This is a genomic window from Photobacterium aquimaris (assembly GCF_002954455.1).
Classification (GTDB): Bacteria; Pseudomonadota; Gammaproteobacteria; order Enterobacterales; family Vibrionaceae; genus Photobacterium; species Photobacterium aquimaris.
Genome location: NZ_MSCC01000001.1, coordinates 1,931,282 through 1,954,613, shown reverse-complemented (window position 1 = coordinate 1,954,613; position 23,332 = coordinate 1,931,282). Strand labels below are relative to the sequence as shown.

The window sequence follows — 23,332 nt, the reverse complement described above, 5'->3', positions numbered from 1 at the left end:
GCGCTATTAGTGTTTGTTAACACAATAGTGCGATCGAACTTGCTAACAAAATAACAAAGCGATGGGTGAAAGCCGGTCGCTTTTTTATTTCGTTAGTTGCTTACTTTTCTTTTGCTGATAACTTGACATAATGTCATCCACATTGTGATTGAATATCGCTATTCAAGTTTTGCTCATAGCTGTCGTTATGATTAACAAACTATTATTTCGAATTCGTTGTATGACAACGAGTTCGAGCAACTTTATCTTTGCCAAAGAGGAATGTAGACAGTGTCTGACATCCCAAAAATACTTAAACGTATGGTACTGCCGGTAGCCTTTGTAACTATTTCATCCTATTTACCGGTAGTGAATGCTAATACGATACGTATAGTAGGCCCAGCGAATGAAGACAGCTCGTATATAACGATGAATCAAGGTTCTGACACGAGCGAATTAACTGTACCTGCTAAACAATTTTCAACATCGTCATTAATGGCACGTAGCTATGGTCCAACGTATGAAACTGAAACGTTGTGGGGCATTGCATCGCGTCATTTACCAAATAAAAATGTGTCTATCTTTAAAGTTATTGGTGCCATTTATAATCTTAATCAAGACGCCTTTGAAAATAATAATATTCACTCATTGTTGCCGGGCAGCTATTTAAAATTGCCAACAATGGAGCAAATTCAGCAGCAACGTATTAGCACTGTTAGCCGAAAATTAGCGGCAGACCAATTACGTGCGCCGTACGCAACTGAGTTAGAAAAAAGACGCTTAGCTGAACAGCAACCTTCCGTTGTTAATAAGCCTAAAGTGATAAAACTGACACCAAAGCCGGAGTCAGTCACGCCTGTCACGCCAACTGTAGACATCAAAGCTGAAACTGATGCTGACAACTCGGCAGATGTTACTGCAACGGCAGTGGCGACCAAAAGTGAACAGCCTGCGGTCGTTGATGGGCCTAAGAATGATGATCAAACCATTATTCCAGCCAAACCAGTAGCGAATGTTGATCATGTGAAAATGGCAGCATTAGTTGAAAGTAACCACGCATTGCGGTTGCGGTTATCTGCGATGCAACAAGATATGGCGACATTGAAAGATCAGGTCACTGAAAGTGACAGTATTCGTCAACAAATGGTGTCGTTTTTAGAGCAACAAAAGCAGGTACAACAAGCGCCAGAGCCTGTTCCTGAAACATGGTTAGAGCGTCTAACTAATAATCCATGGGCACTTGCTGCTGCGGGTATTATACCAGGCGGCTTAATTGCTGCGTTATTCGCATTATTACTGTTCCGCCGTAAGAAAAATGAGTCTCAACCACAATCGTTACCTGCACCAATAACCGATAACGACACCAGTTCAGTGGTGGTGCCACCGATTGATTTAGTGGATAGTGATCAAAATGATGATCTTGATGACTTATTTGCTGATGACGATTTGTTTGCAGATATTGAACCTAAACAGCACAGCAATAACAAAGCCTCTGATAAAGAACTTGATTCTGAAACACTAGAACAACAAGAGGATCAATCGTTAGCGAAGGGTGAGCAGTCATCGGAGCTGGCGTTAGCTGCAGCAGATTTTGATGATCAGGCATTTGATTCTAACCTTAGCACTATTTCAGTGACTAACGATGATGCTATTGGTCTGAAAGACATGGAGCGCGCGCTTGATGAGCTTGATGCTAAGTCTGAACCGAGTTCAGATGAAGCATTAGCTGCGTTGTGGGAGCAATCGCTTAGCGAGGAAGATAAAGCTGATTTTGATTTATCTGAACATGATGACGCGACAACAACATCGGTTATCACAGAAGAACACGATCACGATGACGAAAAAGCATTATCAGACCAAGCATTATTAGATGAGATCTTGCAACAAGCACAAGCATCGACCAATGAAGAGTCGCAGTCTGAAGCTGTTTCTAAATCGGAATTAGTCGGTACTAAAGCCGTTTCTCAAGATGAACTTGACGCATTGTTTTCTCAGTTTAATCATGATCTACCAGATATCACTACGCCATCGACAGATAAAGATGCAAGTAATGAGCAATCATTATTTGCTGAAGGTAGCACTGAGTTATTGGATGATTTAGTTACTGATGATGACGATAAATCTTTTGGAAGTGATATAGAGGTTGCTGAAGGTAGCACTGAGTTATTAGATGAACTACTTGCAGATGATAGCGATACCTTAGCGACAACGTCAGATATTAAACTCGATGAAAATAGCACTGCGCTATTAGATGAGTTAATCGATGCTGAAAAAGATACGCCAACGTTTAATCTTGATGATTTGCCTGAGTTTGATGAGCAAGCCGCATTTGATGATTATGATGATCAATTGTCAGACTTACCGTCAGCTGATGCGGTACATAATGCGCCATTAAGCCTTGATGATTTACCTGAGTTTGATGAAAACTCAGCATTTGATGATCCGCAAGCATTGCCATTAGAGCAAACCGATGATCGTTCAGAAATTGATGAGCAAGTTGCAATTGATAATGTTGCACGTCAATTACAACAAGCGGCACAAGCTGCAGAACAACGTCAGACTGTTGCTGTTGATAATGCTAGCGCTAACGTTGAACCTGATTACTCGCCATTTGATACTGCTCGTCATTTGGAATATGCGTTTGAGAATATTGATGTTACGGCTTTGCCTGAGTTCGATGAAGATGAAGCGTTATATGCATCCTTTGAAGAGCAGCATGAATTAGAGCAATACGCTATTGAGCAAGGCCTTAAACCGCAACCATCATCGCCAGGTATCACCACTGTTGATCGTTCACCAGAAGCAGAGCAAGAGCGGGTTGATGCTGCAGGCTTAGATATGGATGCGTTACTGTTTGATGACTCGCAGCCAACAACAGTATCTCCTAAAGGTGGGCTTGGTGTTAATAGTGATGAGCGTGAGCAGCTATTAGCCTCTACACCAGACAGTGCTATTGCTGATAATGAAGATGTATTAGCCGAAGATGAAGCCGCGGTGTGGCAACGTGCTGTGGCTGAGCCTGAACTTGTCAGTGAAGATTGGTCTAAGCAACCGTCTTTTGCTCAAGCGGATGTTAAATCGGCAACGGCAACAACGTCGAATTACATTAGTATTGATGATTTATTGGCTGATGATCCTAATTATCAGCAAGAAGATCCTGATGAAAAACCATTAAACCTTGATGTGGGTTTGACTGAGTTTCCTGATATGTTTGCCAATATTCGTCAATTTGATGTTGATAGTTCTGGTGAGTATGCTGGCCAGTTGGACTTAGCAAAAGCGTATCTTGAAATGAATGATATCAGTGGTGGTATTGATTTGTTGCAAGATATAGCGCTAAAAGGTGAGGGCGAAGTCCAAGCGGAAGCCAAAGCGCTACTTGAGAAGTTTATGCTCAAGAAGTAGGTTTTGAGGAGCGAGGAAAGAGCAGGGACGAGGTTTCGAGTAACGAGACTGTGAGTTTCGAGATTAGCGATAGGCGAGAGCCTGTCGCTTTTTTATATCCAATCCCCGTCATTCCCTACAGGGAATGCCAAACCTCGACATTAACTATCTTACCCCTCGAAATCCCTGCTCTTCCCCTTTGTGGCGCCATCCCCTATACTTCCCTCTCTGTTTTGAGCAGGCGCTTAAACAATATCGCCTGTGTATTTATGCTAAATTAAGTCGAAGTGAGATTATGCGAATAGCGTTAGGTATCGAGTACGATGGTGCTAAATATTGTGGTTGGCAACGTCAAGTAGATGTAGATAGTGTGCAAGAACGTTTAGAAAAAGCGCTATCACATATTGCCAATCAACCCATTGCTGTTTTTTGTGCTGGACGTACTGATACAGGGGTGCATGGTACAGGACAAGTGGTACACTTCGATGTTGATATTGAGCGTAAAATGGCAGCATGGACGATGGGGGTTAATGCCTACCTTCCAAAAGATATTGCTGTACGCTGGGCACATGAAGTCAGTGACGATTTTCATGCGCGTTTTTCAGCTACCGCCCGTCGTTATCGCTATGTGATTTATAATCATGCTGTACGTCCGGCTATTTTTCAGCAAGGTGTTAGCCATTATCATGGTCACCTTGATGAACAAAAAATGCATGAGGCGGCTCAGCATTTAATCGGTGAACATGATTACACTTCTTTTCGTGCTACCCAATGCCAATCACGTAGTCCATGGCGTCGACTTGAACATTTAACTGTGACGCGCAAAGGTGACTTTGTGGTGATTGATATTAAAGCTAATGCCTTTGTTCACCATATGGTGCGTAATATTGCGGGTAGCTTGATTAAAGTCGGTAAAGGTGAAAAACAACCAGATTGGATCAAATGGGTACTTGAACAAAAAGATCGTCGTGTTGCAGGTCCAACAGCAAAGTCTGCGGGTCTTTATTTGGTTGATGTTGATTATCCTGCTGAGCACAATTTACCGCGTTCAGTGCTTGGTCCAATATTTTTATAAGTCATTTATTTACGGCTGGTGAAAACATAGACAGCTTATTAGTCTCGATTTGACTGTTTTTGATGTGTAGTGGTGTTTTTACTTAAAAACATCATGATGACTTACAAAGGTAATACCAGTTTTTTATCTACAGATTAATAAGATTATGTTTTAATCTTAAATAATATTTAATGAATTTGTCTCTTCGGTCTATGGCGGAAGAATAAAAAAGAAAGGTCATTCATGAGCTGGCTTGAAAAGATTCTAACTAAAAGTAACATCGTATCTTCGCGTAAAGTATCTATTCCTGAAGGTGTCTGGACGAAATGTACGTCTTGTGATCAGGTTTTGTATCACGCAGATCTCGAACGCAATCTTGAAGTTTGTCCTAAATGTGACCACCACATGCGTATGAAAGCGCGTCGTCGTCTTGAAACATTTCTTGATGCAGATACGCAAGTGGAAATTGCAGCAGAGCTTGAGCCACAAGATAAGCTTAAATTCCGTGACTCTAAGAAATACAAAGATCGTTTATATGCAGCCCAAAAAGCAACTGGCGAGAAAGATGCTTTAGTTGCGATGAACGGCGAGTTATTAGGTCTACCTGTTGTTGCCTGTGCTTTTGAGTTCTCATTTATGGGCGGCTCAATGGGTTCAGTTGTTGGTGCTAAGTTTGTGCGTGCCGTCGACTCTGCAATTGAAAACAATTGTCCATTGGTATGTTTTTCTGCCAGTGGTGGTGCGCGTATGCAAGAAGCATTAATGTCACTGATGCAAATGGCGAAAACCAGTGCTGCTTTAGAGCGTTTATCTGCTAAAGGTTTACCATTCTTCTCAGTATTAACTGATCCAACCATGGGTGGTGTATCGGCATCACTGGCAATGTTAGGTGATATTAATATTGGTGAGCCTAAAGCATTGATTGGTTTTGCAGGTCAGCGTGTTATTGAACAAACAGTACGTGAAAAGCTGCCAGAAGGCTTCCAGCGTAGTGAGTTCTTGCTTGAACATGGCGCGATTGACATGATTGTTGACCGCCGTGAAATGCGTCAGCGTATTGCTGGTCTCATGGCAAAAATGACTAATCAAGAATCACCATTGGTTGTTTCTGTTGATAGTAAGCCTGTAGCGCCACAGTCAGCACCAGAGCAGCAAGATTAATCATAGCGTCTTTAATTGAGTGCTTGTTACCTTTGGTAGCCACTGCGATTAATGTTAATAAATGCCACACTAATTAACTCAATTAGCGTGGCATTTTTGTTTTCTAGAGCGAATCACTAATTTATTGTGCTCGATGATTAAGTTATTAGCCATTCAATGGTAAATTAATGATTCAGTTCGTTACTACAAGTGAATGATTTTTAATGTCAGGATTGACCTCTCCGCAAGCGACAGCCGCGCTTTCAACATGGCTGAAATATCTGGAGCAACTTCATACTAGTGCTATTGATCTTGGGCTTGATAGGGTTCGAAAAGTTGCAGAAAACGCAGATCTAATTAAGCCTGCGCCGTGTGTGATTACTGTTGCTGGAACCAATGGTAAAGGCTCGACTTGTGCCATGCTAGAAGCGATTTTGTTGGCGGCAGGTTATAAGGTTGGCGTGTACAGTTCACCTCACTTAGTGCGTTACAACGAACGAGTGCGGATTAACAACCAAGAATTGGCTGATAGTGAACATAGTCAAGCATTTGCAAGCGTAGAAGCTGCGCGTGGTGATGTCAGCTTAAGTTTGTTTGAATTTGGTACGCTAGCGGCGCTGACGTTATTTAAACAGCATCAGGTTGATGTGGTGGTTTTAGAAGTCGGTTTAGGTGGCCGTTTAGATGCGACTAATATTGTTGACCATGATGTGTGTGTGATCACCAGTCTAGCGATAGATCATGTTGATTGGTTAGGCGATAACATCGAAGTGATTGGCTATGAGAAGGCGGGTATTTTCCGTGGTGGTAAGCCTGCTATTTGTGGTCAGCCACACCCGCCAGCAACTGTACCTGCACATGCTGATGATATTGGTGCTGAATTGTATCAGGTTGGCTATCAATTTGATTACCAGCAACAAGCGGATTGTTGGCATTGGCAAGCAGGGGCATTTTCGTTGACTGATTTGCCATTACCAAGTTTGCCTTTGCCTAATGCTGCGACGGCGCTAATGGCATTGTCAGTGACGGATCTAGATATTAGCGATAAAGATATTGTTGAAGGTTTGCGTAATGCCCATTTACCAGGACGTATGCAGCGAGTAAGTGAGCAACCATTGATTATTATGGATGTCGCACACAACCCACATTCTGCGCAATATTTTGCAGCCCAATTGGCTAAAATCAAAGCCCAAGAAAATAAAAACAATATCCATGCCGTGGTAGCGATGTTACATGATAAAGATATTGCTGCAACGATTGCCACCCTGCGTGATAGCGTTGATTATTGGTATCCCGCTTCGCTACAGGGCCCACGTGCTGCCGTTGCTGACGAAATATTGGTGCATTTACCAACAGGTTGCCGTGGTTTTGATAACCCAGTGTTGGCTTTTGACCAAGCTCTAACACAAGCAGACGCAGACGATGTGGTAATCGTGTTTGGCTCGTTTTACACTGTTGGCCAAATAACCTCTCATTTAAAACTGTAGAACGTAAAGAAAGCATATTGAGCATGCCGTGTTTTCGTTTTAGATATCAACAGGAGTCATTGTGGCAAGTCAATTTCAAAACCGACTAATTGGAACCATTATTTTGGTCGCGATAGGGGTGATTTTTCTACCGGATTTTTTCGATGGCAAGAAAGAACATTATAAAGAAGAGTTTGCGGGTATTCCGTTACAACCAAAAATGGGGGGGCAGAGTGAAGCAAAAACGATTCCTGAACCTGAAAATGCTGATGTTGTGTTACCGAAAGAGCCTGTAACGGCCACAACAGCACAGCAAGCGTCAACATCGACTAATGATGAAACGTTTACTATCGAAAATGATCACAGTGCAACGACTAACACGGCTGCTAAACCAAAGCCGGTTGTTGCTAAACCCGTTGTAGTCAAACCAACAGTGAAGCCAAGCGTAACAACGCCCGCTGTTAAAAAAACGGCAGTAGCAAGTTCAGCATGGGTGATTAAAATGGGCACCTTTGGTAATTTGGATAATGCTAATGGACTGGTTGCAAAATTACGCTTAAACGGTTATCAAGCACAATTAATTCCAGCAAATGCTAAACCTGGCCAGTTAGTTAAGGTTGTTGTCGGCCCTGATGTATCAAAAGCGAAGCTTGCGGGGCAAATTGCAGAATTGAAAAAAATTACTGGCTTAAACGGTAAATTGAACCGATTTGATGCAATAAATCCCTAGGTAAACGTTTGCGTTAGCAGTTTTTCTGTTAGAATACCCATCAACAAAACGAGCAAGAACAAAAATGATCTGGATTGATTATGTAATATTGGGCGTGATCGGCTTCTCTTCAATGGTGAGTTTGGTCCGTGGTTTTGTTAAAGAAGCATTGTCATTAGTGATTTGGTTTACCGCGTTTTTTATCGCGAGTAACTTTTATACGGAGTTGGCGGTTTATTTTACCAACTTCCATGACAAGATGTTGCGAAATGGCAGTGCAATTGCAGTGTTGTTCGTGGCGACATTGATTGTTGGCGCGGTGGTAAACTACGTTATCGGTCAATTAGTTCAGAAAACCGGTTTGTCTGGTACAGATCGTGTTTTAGGGGTTGTTTTTGGTGCCGTTCGTGGCGTACTTATTGTGGCTGCGGTATTGTTCTTTATTGATACCTTTACGGGTTTATCAAGTTCAGAGTGGTGGAAAAAATCTGAATTGATACCTCAATTTGGTACAGTAATAGAATGGTTCTTTGAATACATCAAAGAGAGCTCTAGTTTTTTACATAGTATTAAATAGTGCAAGATTAACTGCGGTTGCTAACGTTATTATTTTTAATAGTAGGGTTAGCGACTGTTCTTTTATGCAGGACGAGGACTTAGGAAATGTGTGGTATTGTTGGAATCGTGGGCTCAACCCCGGTAAACCAGTCTATCTATGATGCACTAACAGTGTTACAGCATCGCGGCCAAGATGCTGCTGGTATTTGTACCTTAGAAAGCAATCGTTTCCGTCTGCGTAAAGCGAATGGTTTAGTGCGTGATGTCTTTGAAGCTAAACATATGCAGCGCTTACAGGGTAATGTGGGTATCGGACATGTTCGTTACCCAACGGCAGGTAGCTCTAGTGTTTCAGAAGCTCAGCCGTTTTATGTTAACTCACCTTATGGTATTTCTTTAGCGCACAATGGTAATTTAACCAATGCCGCTGATATTCGAGAAACCTTGTTTGAACAAACAAAGCGTCATGTAAACACCACCTCAGACTCAGAAATTCTACTCAATGTGCTGGCTAATCAATTAGCACACAGCCAAACTTACCCTATTAGCCCTAACGATATTTTTAAAGCCGTTAGTGAAGTGCATAACATTGTAAAAGGTGCTTATGCAGTCGTAGCTTTGGTGATTGGCCACGGACTTATTGCTTTTCGTGATCCTAATGGCATTCGTCCATTATGTTTAGGTAAGCGCGAAGAAAACGGCAAAATTGAATATATGGTCGCATCAGAATCGGTTGCATTGGATGCAGTTGGATTTGACTTTATGCGTGATGTATCACCGGGTGAAGCGGTATATATTAACTTTGAGGGTGAACTTTATACTCAGCAGTGCGCATCTAATCCACAGTTAAATCCATGTGTGTTTGAATTTGTATATTTTGCTCGTCCAGATTCCTTTATTGATAAAGTCTCGGTGTATGGTGCACGTTTAGCGATGGGCACTAAGCTGGGTGAAAAGATCAAACGTGAGTGGGCTGACATTGATATTGATGTGGTGATCCCGATTCCTGAAACATCATGTGACAGTGCGCTTGAAATTGCCCGCACATTGAATAAGCCATATCGCCAAGGTTTTGTGAAAAACCGTTATGTTGGCCGTACTTTTATCATGCCTGGTCAACAAATGCGTCGTAAATCTGTACGTCGTAAACTCAATGCGATCCGCTCAGAATTTAAAGGTAAAAATGTACTGTTAGTCGATGATTCTATTGTTCGTGGCACCACCTCTGAGCAGATCATTGAAATGGCACGTGATGCTGGTGCAAAGAAAGTGTATTTAGCCTCAGCTGCGCCAGAGATTCGCTTCCCAAATGTATATGGTATTGATATGCCAAGCGCGAATGAATTAATTGCTCATGGGCGTGAAGTGGATGAAATTGGTAAGTTGATTGGTGCTGATGGTCTTATTTTCCAAGACCTTAGTGATTTAGTGGCAGCGGTTGCAGAAGGTAATCCGGATATTACATTGTTTGAAACCTCAGTGTTTAATGGCCGTTATGTCACTGGTGATGTTGATCAAAAATACCTTGATTATCTTGACGCACTACGTAATGAAGATTCAAAATTACAGGCTGAATTACAACAAGATTTAGCTAACCTTGAGTTGTATAACGAAGGCATGTAATTACCTTAACTGATTCATTAACGACTAAAGCGATAGGGTTATACCTGTCGCTTTTTTGTTGGTGGCGATCGGTATTTTTAAGTGAGGTTATTTAAGGTAGGTTGCTGCGATAAGATATGTTGTTGGTGAGATTAGTAGTAGTGATATTAAATGAAAATGCCGCTCCTAATTAATTTGGCGGCATTTTTCTCTGATTTTTTTAATAGTGCTAATTAGTGTTTTTCAAGATCAAAGTAATGACTTGCAAAATCAATAAATAGACGTAGTTTTTCTGGTTGGTAATCACGGTGGTTATAAATTAAATATACGTCACGTGGGTTTGCAGACCAGTTTTTAAGTACTTGTACTACTTCTCCTGCTGCAATGTATTTTTCTAACATTACGTTAGGCATCAATGTAATACCAAGCCCAGCACTGCACGCTTTACGAATAACATTAAGTTCACTTGCTTCAAAACGTGCGCGTTCGTTAATAGTAACGGTTTCGCCATTCTGGTTAGTTAAACGCCAGCGTAAAAGTGGGTTACCTTTTAAAAGCGTATGTTCATGAAGATCTTGAGCATGCTTAGGTTCTGGGTTTTTCTTTAGATAGTCAGGGCTTGCGACCAAAATATCTTTTACTTCATTAATACGACGTGCAATAAGCGTTGAATCACGTTGAGGACCGACACGGAACATGACATCCCAGTCAGTAGGATCAAGCTGATCTGGTTCATTACTCATGTACAGTTGAATGCTAATCGCTGGGTGTTCTTGCATAAATGCGTTTAACAACGGTTGTAACATTACCTTAGTAATATTCGTTGGTGCAGCAATACGCAATTTACCGGCTGCGCCTTTACACTCTTCACTGATGTGCTCTGTAGTATCAAGGAGTTGCTGTAGTAGTGGGGCACAATCATGGTAAAACTTCTGACCTGCTTCAGTCAGTGATAGTTTACGAGCATGACGATTCAAAAGGCGAATATTAAGGCCTTCTTCAAGAGCTTGAATACGGCGCGTCAGCGTCGCAACGGGTACCTGTGTTTTTCGTGATGCGGCAGTATAACTGCCATTTTCCACAACCATGCGGAATAAATTTAGATCGTCAAGTTTCATATCAAAGTCATTTGTGAAAACTGATAATGGGTAATTGTATAACAAATTGAGTCACAATTATCTCTTTTTATTGGGTATTTTAAATAAAAATATGTTAACCCTTATTCAAATTGATTGAAAGCCGCTCAGGGTGTGGGGGAGTGAAGTTAGAAGCCGTTATATTTATAGAACATATTTTTTGATATTGCCTAAAAAAAAGTTATTTAGCGTCATTATTTCTCTATGTTAAGTCATATCACCGACATGATTTTTGTTGTCACCACAAATTTTAGTGGACCAAAGTTGGTATTGCTGATTTTAGCTTATACACTCATAGACGTAGTCATGAGAAAGGAGATACTTTTGCTAAAAGGGAAAACTATACTTATCGTAGAAGATGATCCTGTGTTTCGAACTATGATTGTTGGCTTTTTAAAGAGTCAAGGTTGTCAGGTGAGAGAGGCGGAAGATGGCTTAGTTGGGTTAAAAGCTCTTAAAGACAATATTCCAGATTTATTGCTGTGTGATTTGGCGATGCCAGTCATGACAGGTATGGAGTTTGTTGAAGAGGTTGCATTGCAGTATCCAATGATTCCGGTGATTGTTATTTCCGGTACTGGCAATATGACAGATGTTGCGCAAGCACTTCGACTTGGGGTTAAAGATTTTCTTATTAAGCCAATTGATAACATCATGACACTTAAGTCAGCCATTGCATCGGTACTTAAAATGCAAGATAGTGCTAATCAGCAGCAACAAGATTTTTCACAGCGATGGTTAGTTGATAGTGATGATGCTGGATTGGTTGAAGAAGAGTTACAGTGGCATATTTCAGAGTTAAAGAATAATCCTCAAGCTGCTCGTGAGCTGTTAATCGGGTTAATGCCTAATCTTCAGTCTCACTATGGACGTTGGAAACTCAGTTATCGAGCATTGCAATCCACTGAGATGTCACCGGTTATTTTTGATTATATTTGGCTAATTGATGGTCAACTAGCATTTTATATGGTTGATACCAGCTCTGGTGGTGAAAATAGCACGGCAACGGCATTATTAATCAGAGCGTGTTTTAATGATTTTTTACGTCGCCAAGGTAATTATTTAAGCAGTGTGCAGCATTTAGTGTCACAAATAGAATTAGGATTGAAGTATTCAGGTTATGCCACACCTGTGAAAGGTTTATTTGGGGTGTTTAATCTCGCTGAGAAGCAACTTCATTTGGTTGCGGCTGGTATTGGCGGTCAACTAAAAGTGGGAGATCAATGCGCTATGATTGCAGCTGGTGAGTGGCTGGGTAATGAGGCTTGTAATAATCCGTTGGTGATTTTACCGATGTCCGATAACGGTGGTCGGTTATCACTTAGCGATATTCAACATGCAAATTTTAGTGTTAACTTTGAAACGGTAACATAAATTAAGTACTGTTTTTAATAAAAAAGGGATGCCGTAGCATCCCTTTTTTATTTTCTATTATTCACTATAACCACTACGCATTTGCAGTTTGTGGCTTAGGTTGATTATCGTCGTTATCCACAGCGCCTTCAGCACCATGCATCCACGAAATAAGTTTGTTTGAGAATAACAGCAATAATACACCCGCGATCACGGCTGTAATAGCAATACCAGAGAAGATAGCTAATGGGCCCGCTTCACCGATACTTGCGCCGACAACACCGGCAATGTAGTTTGCAATCGCATTAGCACCAAACCATGCGCCCATCATCAAGGATGCCAAACGTAGTGGTGCTAATTTGGTTACCATTGATAAACCAATTGGTGATAGACATAGCTCACCAATTGTATGGAAGAAGTATGCACCAACCAGCCACATCATTGATGTTTTAACGGTTACATCACCGTTTTGCTCTAGTGCCGCACCGATCATACAGGCAAAGCCTAATGCAAGAGAGAACATAGCTAATGCAAATTTAACCGGTGAGTTTGGTTCACTCTTACCCATACGAACCCAAAGTGCCGCTAAGATAGGTGCGCAGATAATAATAAAGAATGGGTTTAATGATTGGAACCATGCTGCTGGTACTTCAAAATTGCCAATCATACGGTTGGTATATTCTTGTGAGTAAATATTCATAAGGCCGCCAGCTTGTTCAAAGCCTGCCCAGAATACGATCACAAACGTACACATCACTAAAATTACTTTTAAGCGATCACGTTCAATTTTAGTCAGTGGCTCTTTTTTACCACTGGCATTTTTTTCAGCATCACGCACCGCGGCAGGTACAGTACCGATATCGCCTAAGTAACGTTGAGCGAAGAAAATTTGAATTAATAGGCTCATCAACATGCCAACACCAGCACATAAGAACCCCGCTTTCCAACCATAAACAGCAGATGCTGTACCGGCAATAACACCCGCTAGTAGTGAGCCGATATTAATACCCATATAGAAAATCGTAAATGCGCCATCACGACGGTTATCACCTTCAGGGTATAAATCACCAACCATAGTTGAAATGTTTGGCTTAAATAAACCATTACCAACAATAAGGAAAGCTAAACCAATGTAGAAAGCAGTCACGGCATGGGGGTCAACCACACTATGAGGTAAAGCAAGTGTAAATTGGCCAATGGCCATTAATACGCCACCAATAATAATTGAGCGACGTTGACCTAAAATGTTGTCGGCAATCCAACCACCAATAAGAGGAGTAAAATAAACTAGGCCAGTGTAGATACCGTATAAGTTAAGTGCTTCTTCTGTGGTCCAGCCAAGGCCGCCGTTAATGGTTTTATCTGTTAAATATAAAACCAAGATGGCGCGCATTGCGTAATAAGAAAAGCGTTCCCATAGCTCTGTTCCAAATAAAAGGAACAAGCCTTTTGGGTGGCCCAGAAGGGTACCACTACTATTATGACTCATAAGATTCTCTATTTTATTTTAATTAGTGTGTTTGCTCATTCATGTAGGTTTATAAAGCACAATATATTTGACTGCAAGTTTTTACATTTAACAAACAATGATAAAACATTATAACATGCTGATAAATAAGCAATTGTATATATATCGATCAATTATGAAAAATCAAATTCCATTACCATTATCTGTATCTTACACTATTTTGTTGTTCAAATTTAGGGTTTTGTGTTGTTTTTACGTATTATATTGGGTGGTTATATCACTGTGTGAGAATATTCATATATGTTACAAATTAAGCGCAGGGATATTGGTCAATCATATTACTTAGGCTTCTAACCATAGAATATAATTCCAACACTTATCAAAGCTGGGTTTTTGTGCTGGAAGATGAAAATCAATATTGATTTGTATATACTGATTAAAGTTGAGATTTAATCGAGGTTGATGATGAAAGATTGGTATCTACTTTATTGTAAGCGTAGTGAGCAAGAACGCGCAGTGATCAATCTTGATCGTCAAGGGGCTGAATGTTATTACCCGCAAGTTGTTGTTGAAAAGATTGTGCGCGGTAAACGTTGTGAATGTTATGAGCCACTATTTCCAAGTTACGTTTTTGTGACGTTTGATCCTGAAAAATTAAGCTTTACCACGGTACGTTCAACACGTGGCGTTGCAGACTTTATTCGTCAAGGGGCTATGCCACAGATAGTGAGTGAAGAACTTATCTATAATTTAATGCTTAATGAAGAGAATGATTCATATAAAGATATGTTTGAATCATTACCTCAGCAGGGGGATAAATTAATTTTAGAGCAAGGTGAATTTAAAGGTCTTGACGCTATTTATCATGAGCCTGATGGTGAGCAACGCTCATTTATGCTGATTAATTTACTGGGTAAACAAGTAAAAGTCAGTGTAGAGAATACTGATTTAGTGAAAAACAAAGAATAATAGCAATAAAAAAGCGAGTATGTTGCTACTCGCTTTTGTATATCCCATCATACGCTATTGTTATTCGCTCATGTGTTTATGCTGAATGGTATTGTTCACAGGCGAGCAACGTATTTTCAATTAAGGTTGCTACCGTCATTGGTCCTACACCACCAGGTACAGGTGTGATATGTTTGGCACGCTGACAAGCAACATCAAATTCTACATCCCCGCACAACTTACCATTTTCAAGACGGTTAATACCGACATCAATCACTGTTGCGTCTTCTTTTATCCAGTTTCCAGGAATAAAATTCGGTTTACCAACGGCGACAACGAGAATATCAGCTTGACGTACATGACTTTCAAGATCTTGTGTAAAACGGTGACAAGTCGTTGTGGTAGCACCTGCTAATAACAACTCAAGTGTCATTGGTCGTCCAACAATGTTTGATGCACCAACAATAACTGCATGTTTTCCGCGTACTTCAATATTGTAGCGTTCTAGCAGTGTAATAATGCCTTTTGGCGTGCATGAACGTAATTTAGGAATACGTTGACTAAGGCGACCGACATTGTAAGGGTGAAAACCATCGACATCTTTCTCAGGATCGATGCGTTCAAGAATACGTGTGGTGTCCATACCTGCTGGTAATGGTAATTGTACTAAAATACCATCCATGGTTGGATCTTGATTAAGCTCATCAATTAAATCGAGTAATTGTTGTTCAGTTGCTGTAGTTGGTAGATCAAATGATTTTGAAATAAACCCAACTTCTTCACAGGCTTTGCGTTTACTACCAACGTAGATCTGTGAGGCTGGATCCTGACCTACGAGAACAACAGCTAATCCAGGTGCGCGTAATCCGGCATCGGTGCGTGCTTTGACTCTGGCGGCAACTTCCTGTCGTACAGTTTGGGAGATAATTTTCCCATCAATAATTTGAGCGCTCATGGTGATCCTTGTTGTGTTGGTTGAACGTATCAACGTCAATATTGTGGCAGATTATAAATAGAATTGCCATCAGGCAAACGTTTGCTATTTGATTTTATATTTTGCTATCACTATGATTTAAGTGTTGAAGCAGTGACCATCCATCGAAAAAGAGTGATAAACATGCAGTTAACTCGTTGCTGTGAGCTATTGTTTCTTCACAAAATATCCCCAATCACGTTTGTTTTGTTGTATCTTTAACCAATCAGTTGTTTTAAGCATGAAAAATGAAGTAAAGAGATTGACCTTATATGATAGCTACGTATAATCTCGCCTCGTAACGTCATGTTACACAATGATGCGCCCTTAGCTCAGCTGGATAGAGCACGTCCCTTCTAAGGATGTGGTCGCAGGTTCGAATCCTGCAGGGCGTACCATCTTCTCTTCCCTTCTTGATGTTATCCTTTTATCTTCAATCATTTTTCTAATTCTACACTCCAATATTTCAAGCCAATTTTCTCACTAGTTACTGTTAAAATTTGTCTAATTAGCTCGTTTTTCCAACATTTGAACCACAAAAACCAGTTAAAATGCGATTTTTTTCATTTTTCCCCTTGAAATGATATTTCTAGCCCCTATCTTGTAATGCAGTCAGAGAGATCGTTCGCGTTAAGTAAGGTATCTACCTCGACGTCACCCTTAGGTGTCGTTATAATAGCGCGCTCTGAGAAGTAGGCTATCTACTCTCAGAATCTTTAAGAAAGAATTTAGGCGTTATGGTTTTCGAGCTGTAACACGAAAGGATGCCACCGTCAGTAAATGGCTGTTCGGCAACATCACTCAGAAACACTGAGTTAAGTTTTGAGGTTAAATATAATGCAAGTTACTGTTGAAACCACTGAAGGTCTAGAACGCCACCTAACTATTACAGTTCCTGCTGCAAACATCGAAGATGCTGTTGCTGCTGAACTACGTAAAATTGCTAAAACTCGTCGTTTCGACGGTTTCCGCCCAGGTAAAGCACCAATGAAGATGGTTGCTAAAATGTTTGGCGCTTCTGTACGTCAAGACATCCTAGGTGAAGTAATGCACCGCCACTTTATCGAAGCTATCGTTAAAGAGCAGATCAACCCAGCTGGCGCACCAACTTTCACTCCAGTAGAAATTGCTGAAGGTAAAGATTTAGTGTTTAAAGCTTCTTTTGAAGTTTTCCCAGAAATCGAACTAGCTGGTCTAGATAAAGTTGTTGTTGAGAAGCCAGTTGTAACTGTAACTGATGCTGACGTTGACGGCATGCTAGATACACTACGTAAGCAACAAGCTACTTGGACTGAAGTTGAAGCAGCAGCTGATGCAGATAGCCGTGTAACTATCGATTTCGTTGGTACTATCGATGGCGAAGAATTCGACGGCGGTAAAGCTGAAGGTTTCGCACTTGCTATGGGCCAAGGTCGTATGATCCCTGGTTTCGAAGAAGGTGTTGTTGGTCATAAAGCAGGCGACGAGTTTACTGTTGAAGTAACTTTCCCTGAAGAATACCACGCAGAAAACCTAAAAGGTAAGTCTGCAGCATTTGCTATTACTCTTCATAAAGTAGAAGCACAACAACTACCTGAGCTAACTGAAGAATTCGTTTCTAAGTTTGGTGTTGAAGACGGTTCTGTTGAAGGTCTTAAGACTGAAGTTCGTAAGAACATGGAGCGTGAGCTTAAGCAAGCTGTTAAAGGTCGTATTAAAGATCAAGTTCTTAACGGTCTTGTTGAGCAAAACGACATCGCAGTACCTACAGCGCTTATCGATCAAGAAATCGAAGCACTACGTAAGCAAGCTGCACAACGTTTTGGCGGCGATGCTAAGAACATGCCTGAACTACCACGTGAATTGTTCGAAGAGCAAGCTAAGCGTCGTGTAGTTGTTGGCCTACTAGTTGGTGAAGTAATTAAAGCAGAAGAGCTAAAAGCAGACGAAGAGCGCGTAACTGCAATCATCGCTGAAATGGCATCTGCATATGAAGATCCAACAGAAGTAGTTAAATACTACGCAAGCAACGAGCAGCTAATGAACAATATGCGCAACGTTGCTCTAGAAGAGCAAGCAATTGATGCACTTCTAGCTAAAGCTCAGGTTTCAGATAAAGAAGTTAGCTTCAACGATCTAATGAATCCTGCTGCTTAATTTACTGAAATTGCTGTAGAGATTTGACATTGTCTCAAGTCTTCTGCTAACAATGGTCCGTGTGAATACTTTCATTCGGGCCATTTATTTTAGGGAAATAAGATTATGAGCTACCAAGCACAAAACGGCATGTCACCGATTATGGATGCGCTGGTACCTATGGTGGTCGAGCAGACTTCTCGTGGTGAGCGTTCTTACGATATTTATTCCCGTCTCCTAAAAGAGCGTGTGATTTTCTTAACCGGTCAGGTTGAAGATCATATGGCTAACTTAGTTGTAGCCCAGCTACTATTTTTGGAGTCAGAGAACCCAGACAAAGATATCTTCCTTTACATTAACTCTCCAGGTGGTTCAGTAACTGCAGGTATGTCAATTTATGACACTATGCAATTTATTAAACCAAATGTAAGTACAGTATGTATGGGTCAAGCATGTTCGATGGGTGCTTTCTTATTGGCTGGCGGTGCTAAGGGTAAACGTTATTGTCTACCTAATTCACGCGTTATGATCCACCAACCACTTGGTGGTTTCCAAGGACAAGCATCGGATATTCAAATCCATGCACAAGAAATCCTAACGATTAAACAACGTTTAAATGGACTATTGGCTGAACATACTGGTCAACCATTAGAAATTGTTGAGCGTGATACTGACCGTGATAACTTTATGTCTGCAGATCAGGCAGTAGAGTACGGCCTTGTTGATGCTGTATTGAGTAAGCGTGATTAAGCCAGTTTTATTTTGCAATTCGCGATGCGGGTTTAGTAAAGCAAAATAAGTCGACTTGTTATACACTCAAGACAAGACAATGATGGGATACCCCAATAAAGAGGTTAGCGAATGACAGACAAACGAAAAGAGGGAAGTAGTAGCAAACTGCTTTATTGCTCTTTCTGTGGAAAAAGTCAGCATGAAGTTCGCAAGCTAATTGCTGGTCCTTCTGTTTATATTTGTGATGAGTGCGTTGATTTATGCAACGACATTATTCGCGAAGAAATCAAAGAAGTGATGACGAAAAGCGATAGCGACGAGCTGCCGACACCACAGCAAATTCGTAACAACTTAGATGATTATGTCATCGGCCAATCACATGCTAAAAAAGTGTTGGCTGTTGCTGTATACAATCACTATAAGCGTCTACGTAATGGCGACAAGAATAGTGATGGCGTTGAATTAGGTAAGAGTAACATCCTACTTATTGGTCCTACTGGTAGTGGTAAAACATTATTGGCTGAGACATTAGCGCGTATGCTTGATGTACCGTTTACAATGGCTGATGCAACAACATTAACTGAAGCAGGTTATGTTGGTGAAGACGTTGAAAACATCATTCAAAAGCTGCTACAAAAATGTGATTACGACGTAGCTAAAGCTGAGCGTGGCATTGTTTACATCGATGAAATCGATAAGATTTCTCGTAAGTCAGATAATCCATCAATCACACGTGATGTATCTGGTGAAGGCGTTCAGCAAGCATTGTTGAAGCTAATCGAAGGTACAGTTGCTTCTGTTCCACCACAAGGAGGTCGTAAGCATCCTCAACAGGAATTCTTACAAGTTGATACTTCTAAGATCCTATTTATCTGTGGTGGTGCATTTGCAGGCCTAGATAAAGTGGTTGAGCAACGTGTAGCAACAGGTACTGGCATCGGTTTTGCTGCTGATGTACGTTCAAAAGACCAAACAGATACTTTAAGTGATTTGTTTAAGAAAGTTGAACCAGAAGATTTGGTGAAATACGGTTTAATCCCTGAATTCATTGGTCGTCTACCTGTAACAGCAACGCTTGGCGAATTAGACCAAGACGCGTTAGTTCAAATTCTACGTGAGCCTAAGAATGCCCTTACTAAACAGTATGCCGCATTATTAGCGCTTGAAAACGTTGAACTTGAATTCCGCGATGATGCACTGATTGCGATTGCTAAAAAAGCTATGGATCGTAAAACAGGTGCTCGTGGTCTACGTTCTATTGTTGAAGCAGTGTTACTTGATACCATGTATGAGCTTCCGTCTCTAGAAGGTATCAGTAAAGTTGTTATTGATGAGTCTGTAATTAACGGTGAGTCAGAACCATTACTGATTTTCGAAAATACAGAAACACAAGAAGCAGCAAGTGCTGAGTAATGGCTGAGTAAGTGCTTAATATTTGCACATAAAAGCTTAAAAAAGGGAGGCTTTTGCCTCCTTTTTTATTTTCTGACATTTCATACATTGAAACTTGATGCTTTACCCCCATATACTCAATATAAGCTAACTCTAATCGTATTAAGTAACTAAGCTGTATCCAGTTAGGTTATTTAATACGATTAGTATGGACAGGAAGAGAGAAGAATATGAACCTGGAGCGTTCTGAGCGCCTTGAGATCCCGGTTCTACCTCTACGAGATGTAGTGGTATACCCTCATATGGTTATTCCATTGTTTGTGGGCCGGGAAAAATCAATTCGTTGCCTTGAGTCGGCAATGGAAAACAATAAACAGATTCTGTTAGTTGCTCAAAAAGAAGCAGCCACAGATGAACCGTCGATCACTGATCTTTATGATGTTGGTACTGTTGCCACTATTCTTCAACTATTAAAATTACCTGATGGTACGGTAAAAGTGTTGGTTGAAGGCCAGCAACGTGCCAAAGTTGAAGATCTTGCTGACGATGAATTTTTTACAGCTAATGCTGAATTTTTGGTTACGCCAGCAATGGATGAGCGTGAGCAAGAAGTTTTAGTTCGAACGGCTATCAGTCAGTTTGAAGGCTTTATCAAGCTTAACAAAAAAATTCCACCTGAAGTATTAACATCCCTTAATGGCATTGATGATGCAGCGCGTCTGGCAGATACTATCGCAGCGCATATGCCTCTGAAATTAGCGGATAAGCAGAAAGTACTTGAAATTGTTGATATCACTGAGCGTTTAGAGTTCTTGATGGCAATGATGGAGTCTGAGATTGATTTGCTGCAAGTTGAAAAACGCATCCGTGGACGCGTTAAAAAGCAGATGGAAAAATCTCAGCGCGAGTATTACCTAAACGAACAAATGAAAGCTATCCAGAAAGAATTGGGTGAGCTTGACGATGCACCAGATGAATTTGAAGCGTTAAAGCTTAAAATTGAAGCATCAAAGATGCCAGCGGAAGCACGTGAAAAAACTGAGCAAGAGCTGCAAAAGCTAAAGATGATGTCACCGATGTCTGCTGAAGCTACTGTTGTACGTGGTTACATCGATTGGATGTTAAGCGTGCCTTGGCATAAGCGTTCTAAAGTGAAGAAGAACCTTGCTAAAGCAGAAGAAATTCTTAACGCCGATCACTATGGTCTAGAGCGTGTTAAAGAACGTATTCTTGAATATCTCGCAGTACAAAGCCGCGTTAACAAGCTTAAAGGTCCAATCCTTTGTCTTGTCGGTCCTCCTGGTGTAGGTAAAACTTCGCTAGGTCAATCTATTGCTGCTGCAACCGGACGTAAATACGTGCGCATGGCATTAGGTGGTGTACGTGATGAAGCGGAAATCCGCGGTCACCGTCGTACATATATTGGTTCTATGCCGGGTAAGTTAATTCAGAAAATGGCAAAAGTGGAAGTGAAAAACCCACTATTCCTATTAGATGAAATTGACAAAATGTCTTCTGATATGCGCGGTGATCCTGCGTCAGCATTACTAGAAGTATTAGATCCTGAGCAAAACAGTTCGTTTAACGATCATTACCTTGAAGTTGATTATGACTTATCTGATGTAATGTTTGTGGCTACCTCGAACTCAATGAATATTCCAGGACCATTGCTTGATCGTATGGAAGTGATCCGTCTTTCTGGTTATACCGAAGATGAAAAACTGAATATTGCTAAAAATCACTTACTTGAGAAGCAAATTCAGCGTAATGGATTAAAGTCTAGTGAGCTGACTATTGAAGATTCAGCACTTATTGGCATTATTCGTTACTACACTCGTGAAGCTGGTGTACGTAGTCTTGAGCGTGAAATTTCAAAGCTATGCCGTAAAGCAGTGAAAGAAATTTTATTGAACAAAGACATTAAGCACGTTTCAATTAACCAAGATAATCTAAAAGATTATTTAGGTGTGCAGCGTTGCGATTACGGTAAAGCTGATGAAAGTAACCGTGTTGGTCAAGTAACAGGCCTTGCATGGACAGAAGTAGGTGGTGATTTATTAACTATCGAAACTGAATCGATGCCGGGTAAAGGCAAATTGACATACACTGGCTCTTTGGGCGATGTGATGCAAGAATCTATTCAGGCAGCAATGACAGTGGTACGTAGTCGCGCTGAGCGTTTAGGTATTGCGAGCGATTTTTACGAAAAACGCGATATTCATGTTCACGTGCCTGAAGGTGCAACACCAAAAGATGGTCCAAGTGCGGGTATCGCGATGTGTACTGCGCTTGTTTCTAGCTTAACGGGTAACCCAGTACGTGCTGATGTTGCTATGACGGGTGAAATCACATTACGTGGTGAAGTATTACCGATTGGTGGTTTAAAAGAGAAACTATTAGCGGCGCACCGTGGTGGTATTAAAACGGTGTTAATTCCAAAAGAAAATGAACGTGATTTAGAAGAAATTCCAGAAAATGTCATTGCTGATTTGGAAGTACGCCCAGTACGTTGGATTGATGAAGTGCTAACAATAGCATTGCAGAATAATCCAGCAGGCATTGAGTTAGTCAATGCACGAAATAGTGACCTATAGCAAAATTAGTTAAAGAAAAAACGCTTTCAGGGTTAAAAACCTTGTCAGCGTTTTTTGTGTGGCTATAAGGTACATCTAATCCGCGTTATGCGAACTAATTTTAAGTTTTGATGGCTATTTATAGTAGGCTCTCAAACTACGAATATTTTTCTATTTGATTACGATAACGCGACTATCTAATAAACAGTGCGTAGTGATCAAGGTTCATTAAGAGGATCTAATTGTGAACAAAACTCAACTAGTTGATAAAATCGCAGAAAGTGCTGATATTTCTAAAGCATCTGCAGGCCGTGCTCTTGATGCATTGATTGAAACAGTGACAGAAACTCTAAAACAAGGCGATTCGGTTGCATTAGTTGGTTTTGGTACTTTTTCTGTGCGTGAGCGTGCAGCACGTACTGGCCGTAATCCACAAACAGGTGCAGAAATTCAAATTGCAGCTGCAAAAGTACCTGGCTTCAAACCAGGTAAAGCGCTTAAAGATTCTGTAAACTAAAAACAATGGGTGAAAGCCCGTGTTTTGTCATGTTTTCATGGCTTAAAAATTGCTACCGGAAAGAGTATACTTATTCGGTACGATAAAGGCGCATCGGTTGATGCGCTTTTTTTACTTATAAAAAGCCTAATCAATAGCCCCTAATGATGCATATAGAGCAAGATAATCATTTGGGGTTGTTTAATTGCGTTTATGTAACAATTATCAGTGCTGCGTGTGGCTTATCAGTCACA

At 40.8% G+C, this 23,332-nt stretch carries 17 protein-coding genes and 1 tRNA gene; 15 read left to right on the top strand and 3 right to left on the bottom strand.

Annotated elements, in window-relative coordinates; translation table 11 throughout:
• Positions 1 to 270 precede the first annotated feature (270 nt).
• The 7 genes from BTN98_RS08540 to purF all read left to right on the top strand — a co-directional run bounded on the left by BTN98_RS08540 (position 271) and on the right by purF (position 9,913).
• The gene (locus tag BTN98_RS08540; RefSeq protein WP_060997318.1) at positions 271 to 3,384 is read left to right on the top strand and encodes a FimV/HubP family polar landmark protein; all 3,114 of its coding nucleotides are present in this window, start codon (positions 271 to 273) and stop codon (positions 3,382 to 3,384) included.
• Positions 3,385 to 3,658: 274 nt separating this feature from the next.
• Positions 3,659 to 4,438 (top strand): tRNA pseudouridine(38-40) synthase TruA, encoded by a 780-nt coding sequence (gene truA, locus BTN98_RS08535; protein WP_060997317.1) that lies wholly within the window; start codon positions 3,659 to 3,661, stop codon positions 4,436 to 4,438.
• Between the two features lie 222 nt (positions 4,439 to 4,660).
• Entirely contained in the window at positions 4,661 to 5,578 is a 918-nt protein-coding gene (gene accD, locus BTN98_RS08530) for an acetyl-CoA carboxylase, carboxyltransferase subunit beta (protein ID WP_060997316.1), read from the top strand.
• A 203-nt stretch (positions 5,579 to 5,781) separates the two neighbouring features.
• A complete protein-coding gene (gene folC, locus BTN98_RS08525; protein ID WP_060997315.1) occupies positions 5,782 to 7,044 on the top strand; it encodes a bifunctional tetrahydrofolate synthase/dihydrofolate synthase in 1,263 nt (420 codons plus the stop codon).
• A gap of 61 nt (positions 7,045 to 7,105) precedes the next feature.
• On the top strand, positions 7,106 to 7,753 hold the full coding sequence (gene dedD / locus BTN98_RS08520) for a cell division protein DedD (protein ID WP_060997314.1): 648 nt from the start codon (positions 7,106 to 7,108) through the stop codon (positions 7,751 to 7,753).
• A gap of 64 nt (positions 7,754 to 7,817) precedes the next feature.
• Complete coding sequence (gene cvpA, locus BTN98_RS08515) at positions 7,818 to 8,309, top strand: colicin V production protein (RefSeq protein ID WP_060997313.1); 492 nt, start codon at positions 7,818 to 7,820, stop codon at positions 8,307 to 8,309.
• Positions 8,310 to 8,395: 86 nt separating this feature from the next.
• The gene (purF, locus tag BTN98_RS08510) at positions 8,396 to 9,913 is read left to right on the top strand and encodes an amidophosphoribosyltransferase (protein ID WP_060997312.1); all 1,518 of its coding nucleotides are present in this window, start codon (positions 8,396 to 8,398) and stop codon (positions 9,911 to 9,913) included.
• Positions 9,914 to 10,125: 212 nt separating this feature from the next.
• Here purF and BTN98_RS08505 read toward each other — a convergent pair whose 3' ends face one another.
• Entirely contained in the window at positions 10,126 to 11,010 is an 885-nt protein-coding gene (locus BTN98_RS08505; RefSeq protein WP_060997311.1) for a LysR family transcriptional regulator, read from the bottom strand.
• Between the two features lie 342 nt (positions 11,011 to 11,352).
• Here BTN98_RS08505 and BTN98_RS08500 point away from each other — a divergent pair, with 342 nt between their 5' ends.
• Positions 11,353 to 12,402: a response regulator gene (locus tag BTN98_RS08500; RefSeq protein ID WP_060997310.1), complete on the top strand. Its 1,050-nt coding sequence runs from the start codon at positions 11,353 to 11,355 to the stop codon at positions 12,400 to 12,402.
• Positions 12,403 to 12,475: 73 nt separating this feature from the next.
• On the opposite strand, the gene BTN98_RS08495 is transcribed toward BTN98_RS08500, so the two are convergent.
• The gene (locus tag BTN98_RS08495) at positions 12,476 to 13,870 is read right to left on the bottom strand and encodes a peptide MFS transporter (protein WP_060997309.1); all 1,395 of its coding nucleotides are present in this window, start codon (positions 13,868 to 13,870) and stop codon (positions 12,476 to 12,478) included.
• 444 nt (positions 13,871 to 14,314) lie between these two features.
• On the opposite strand from BTN98_RS08495, the gene rfaH reads away from it, so the two are divergent.
• Positions 14,315 to 14,818, top strand: a complete 504-nt coding sequence (rfaH, locus tag BTN98_RS08490; RefSeq protein ID WP_060997308.1) for a transcription/translation regulatory transformer protein RfaH — start codon at positions 14,315 to 14,317, stop codon at positions 14,816 to 14,818.
• A gap of 76 nt (positions 14,819 to 14,894) precedes the next feature.
• Here the strand turns inward: rfaH and folD are convergent, their stop codons facing one another.
• Positions 14,895 to 15,752, bottom strand: a complete 858-nt coding sequence (folD, locus tag BTN98_RS08485) for a bifunctional methylenetetrahydrofolate dehydrogenase/methenyltetrahydrofolate cyclohydrolase FolD (protein ID WP_060997307.1) — start codon at positions 15,750 to 15,752, stop codon at positions 14,895 to 14,897.
• A 339-nt stretch (positions 15,753 to 16,091) separates the two neighbouring features.
• Between folD and BTN98_RS08480 the strand changes: the two genes are divergently transcribed.
• From BTN98_RS08480 to hupB, 6 genes are all read left to right on the top strand, one after another.
• Positions 16,092 to 16,168, top strand: a tRNA-Arg gene (locus BTN98_RS08480).
• A gap of 439 nt (positions 16,169 to 16,607) precedes the next feature.
• Complete coding sequence (gene tig, locus BTN98_RS08475) at positions 16,608 to 17,906, top strand: trigger factor (RefSeq protein WP_060997306.1); 1,299 nt, start codon at positions 16,608 to 16,610, stop codon at positions 17,904 to 17,906.
• A gap of 105 nt (positions 17,907 to 18,011) precedes the next feature.
• Positions 18,012 to 18,635 (top strand): ATP-dependent Clp endopeptidase proteolytic subunit ClpP, encoded by a 624-nt coding sequence (gene clpP, locus BTN98_RS08470; protein WP_036793692.1) that lies wholly within the window; start codon positions 18,012 to 18,014, stop codon positions 18,633 to 18,635.
• 111 nt (positions 18,636 to 18,746) lie between these two features.
• A complete protein-coding gene (gene clpX / locus BTN98_RS08465; protein ID WP_060997305.1) occupies positions 18,747 to 20,030 on the top strand; it encodes an ATP-dependent protease ATP-binding subunit ClpX in 1,284 nt (427 codons plus the stop codon).
• A 209-nt stretch (positions 20,031 to 20,239) separates the two neighbouring features.
• Positions 20,240 to 22,603 (top strand): endopeptidase La, encoded by a 2,364-nt coding sequence (gene lon / locus BTN98_RS08460; protein WP_060997304.1) that lies wholly within the window; start codon positions 20,240 to 20,242, stop codon positions 22,601 to 22,603.
• Positions 22,604 to 22,826: 223 nt separating this feature from the next.
• On the top strand, positions 22,827 to 23,099 hold the full coding sequence (hupB, locus tag BTN98_RS08455; RefSeq protein WP_060997303.1) for a nucleoid-associated protein HU-beta: 273 nt from the start codon (positions 22,827 to 22,829) through the stop codon (positions 23,097 to 23,099).
• Positions 23,100 to 23,332 lie beyond the last annotated feature (233 nt).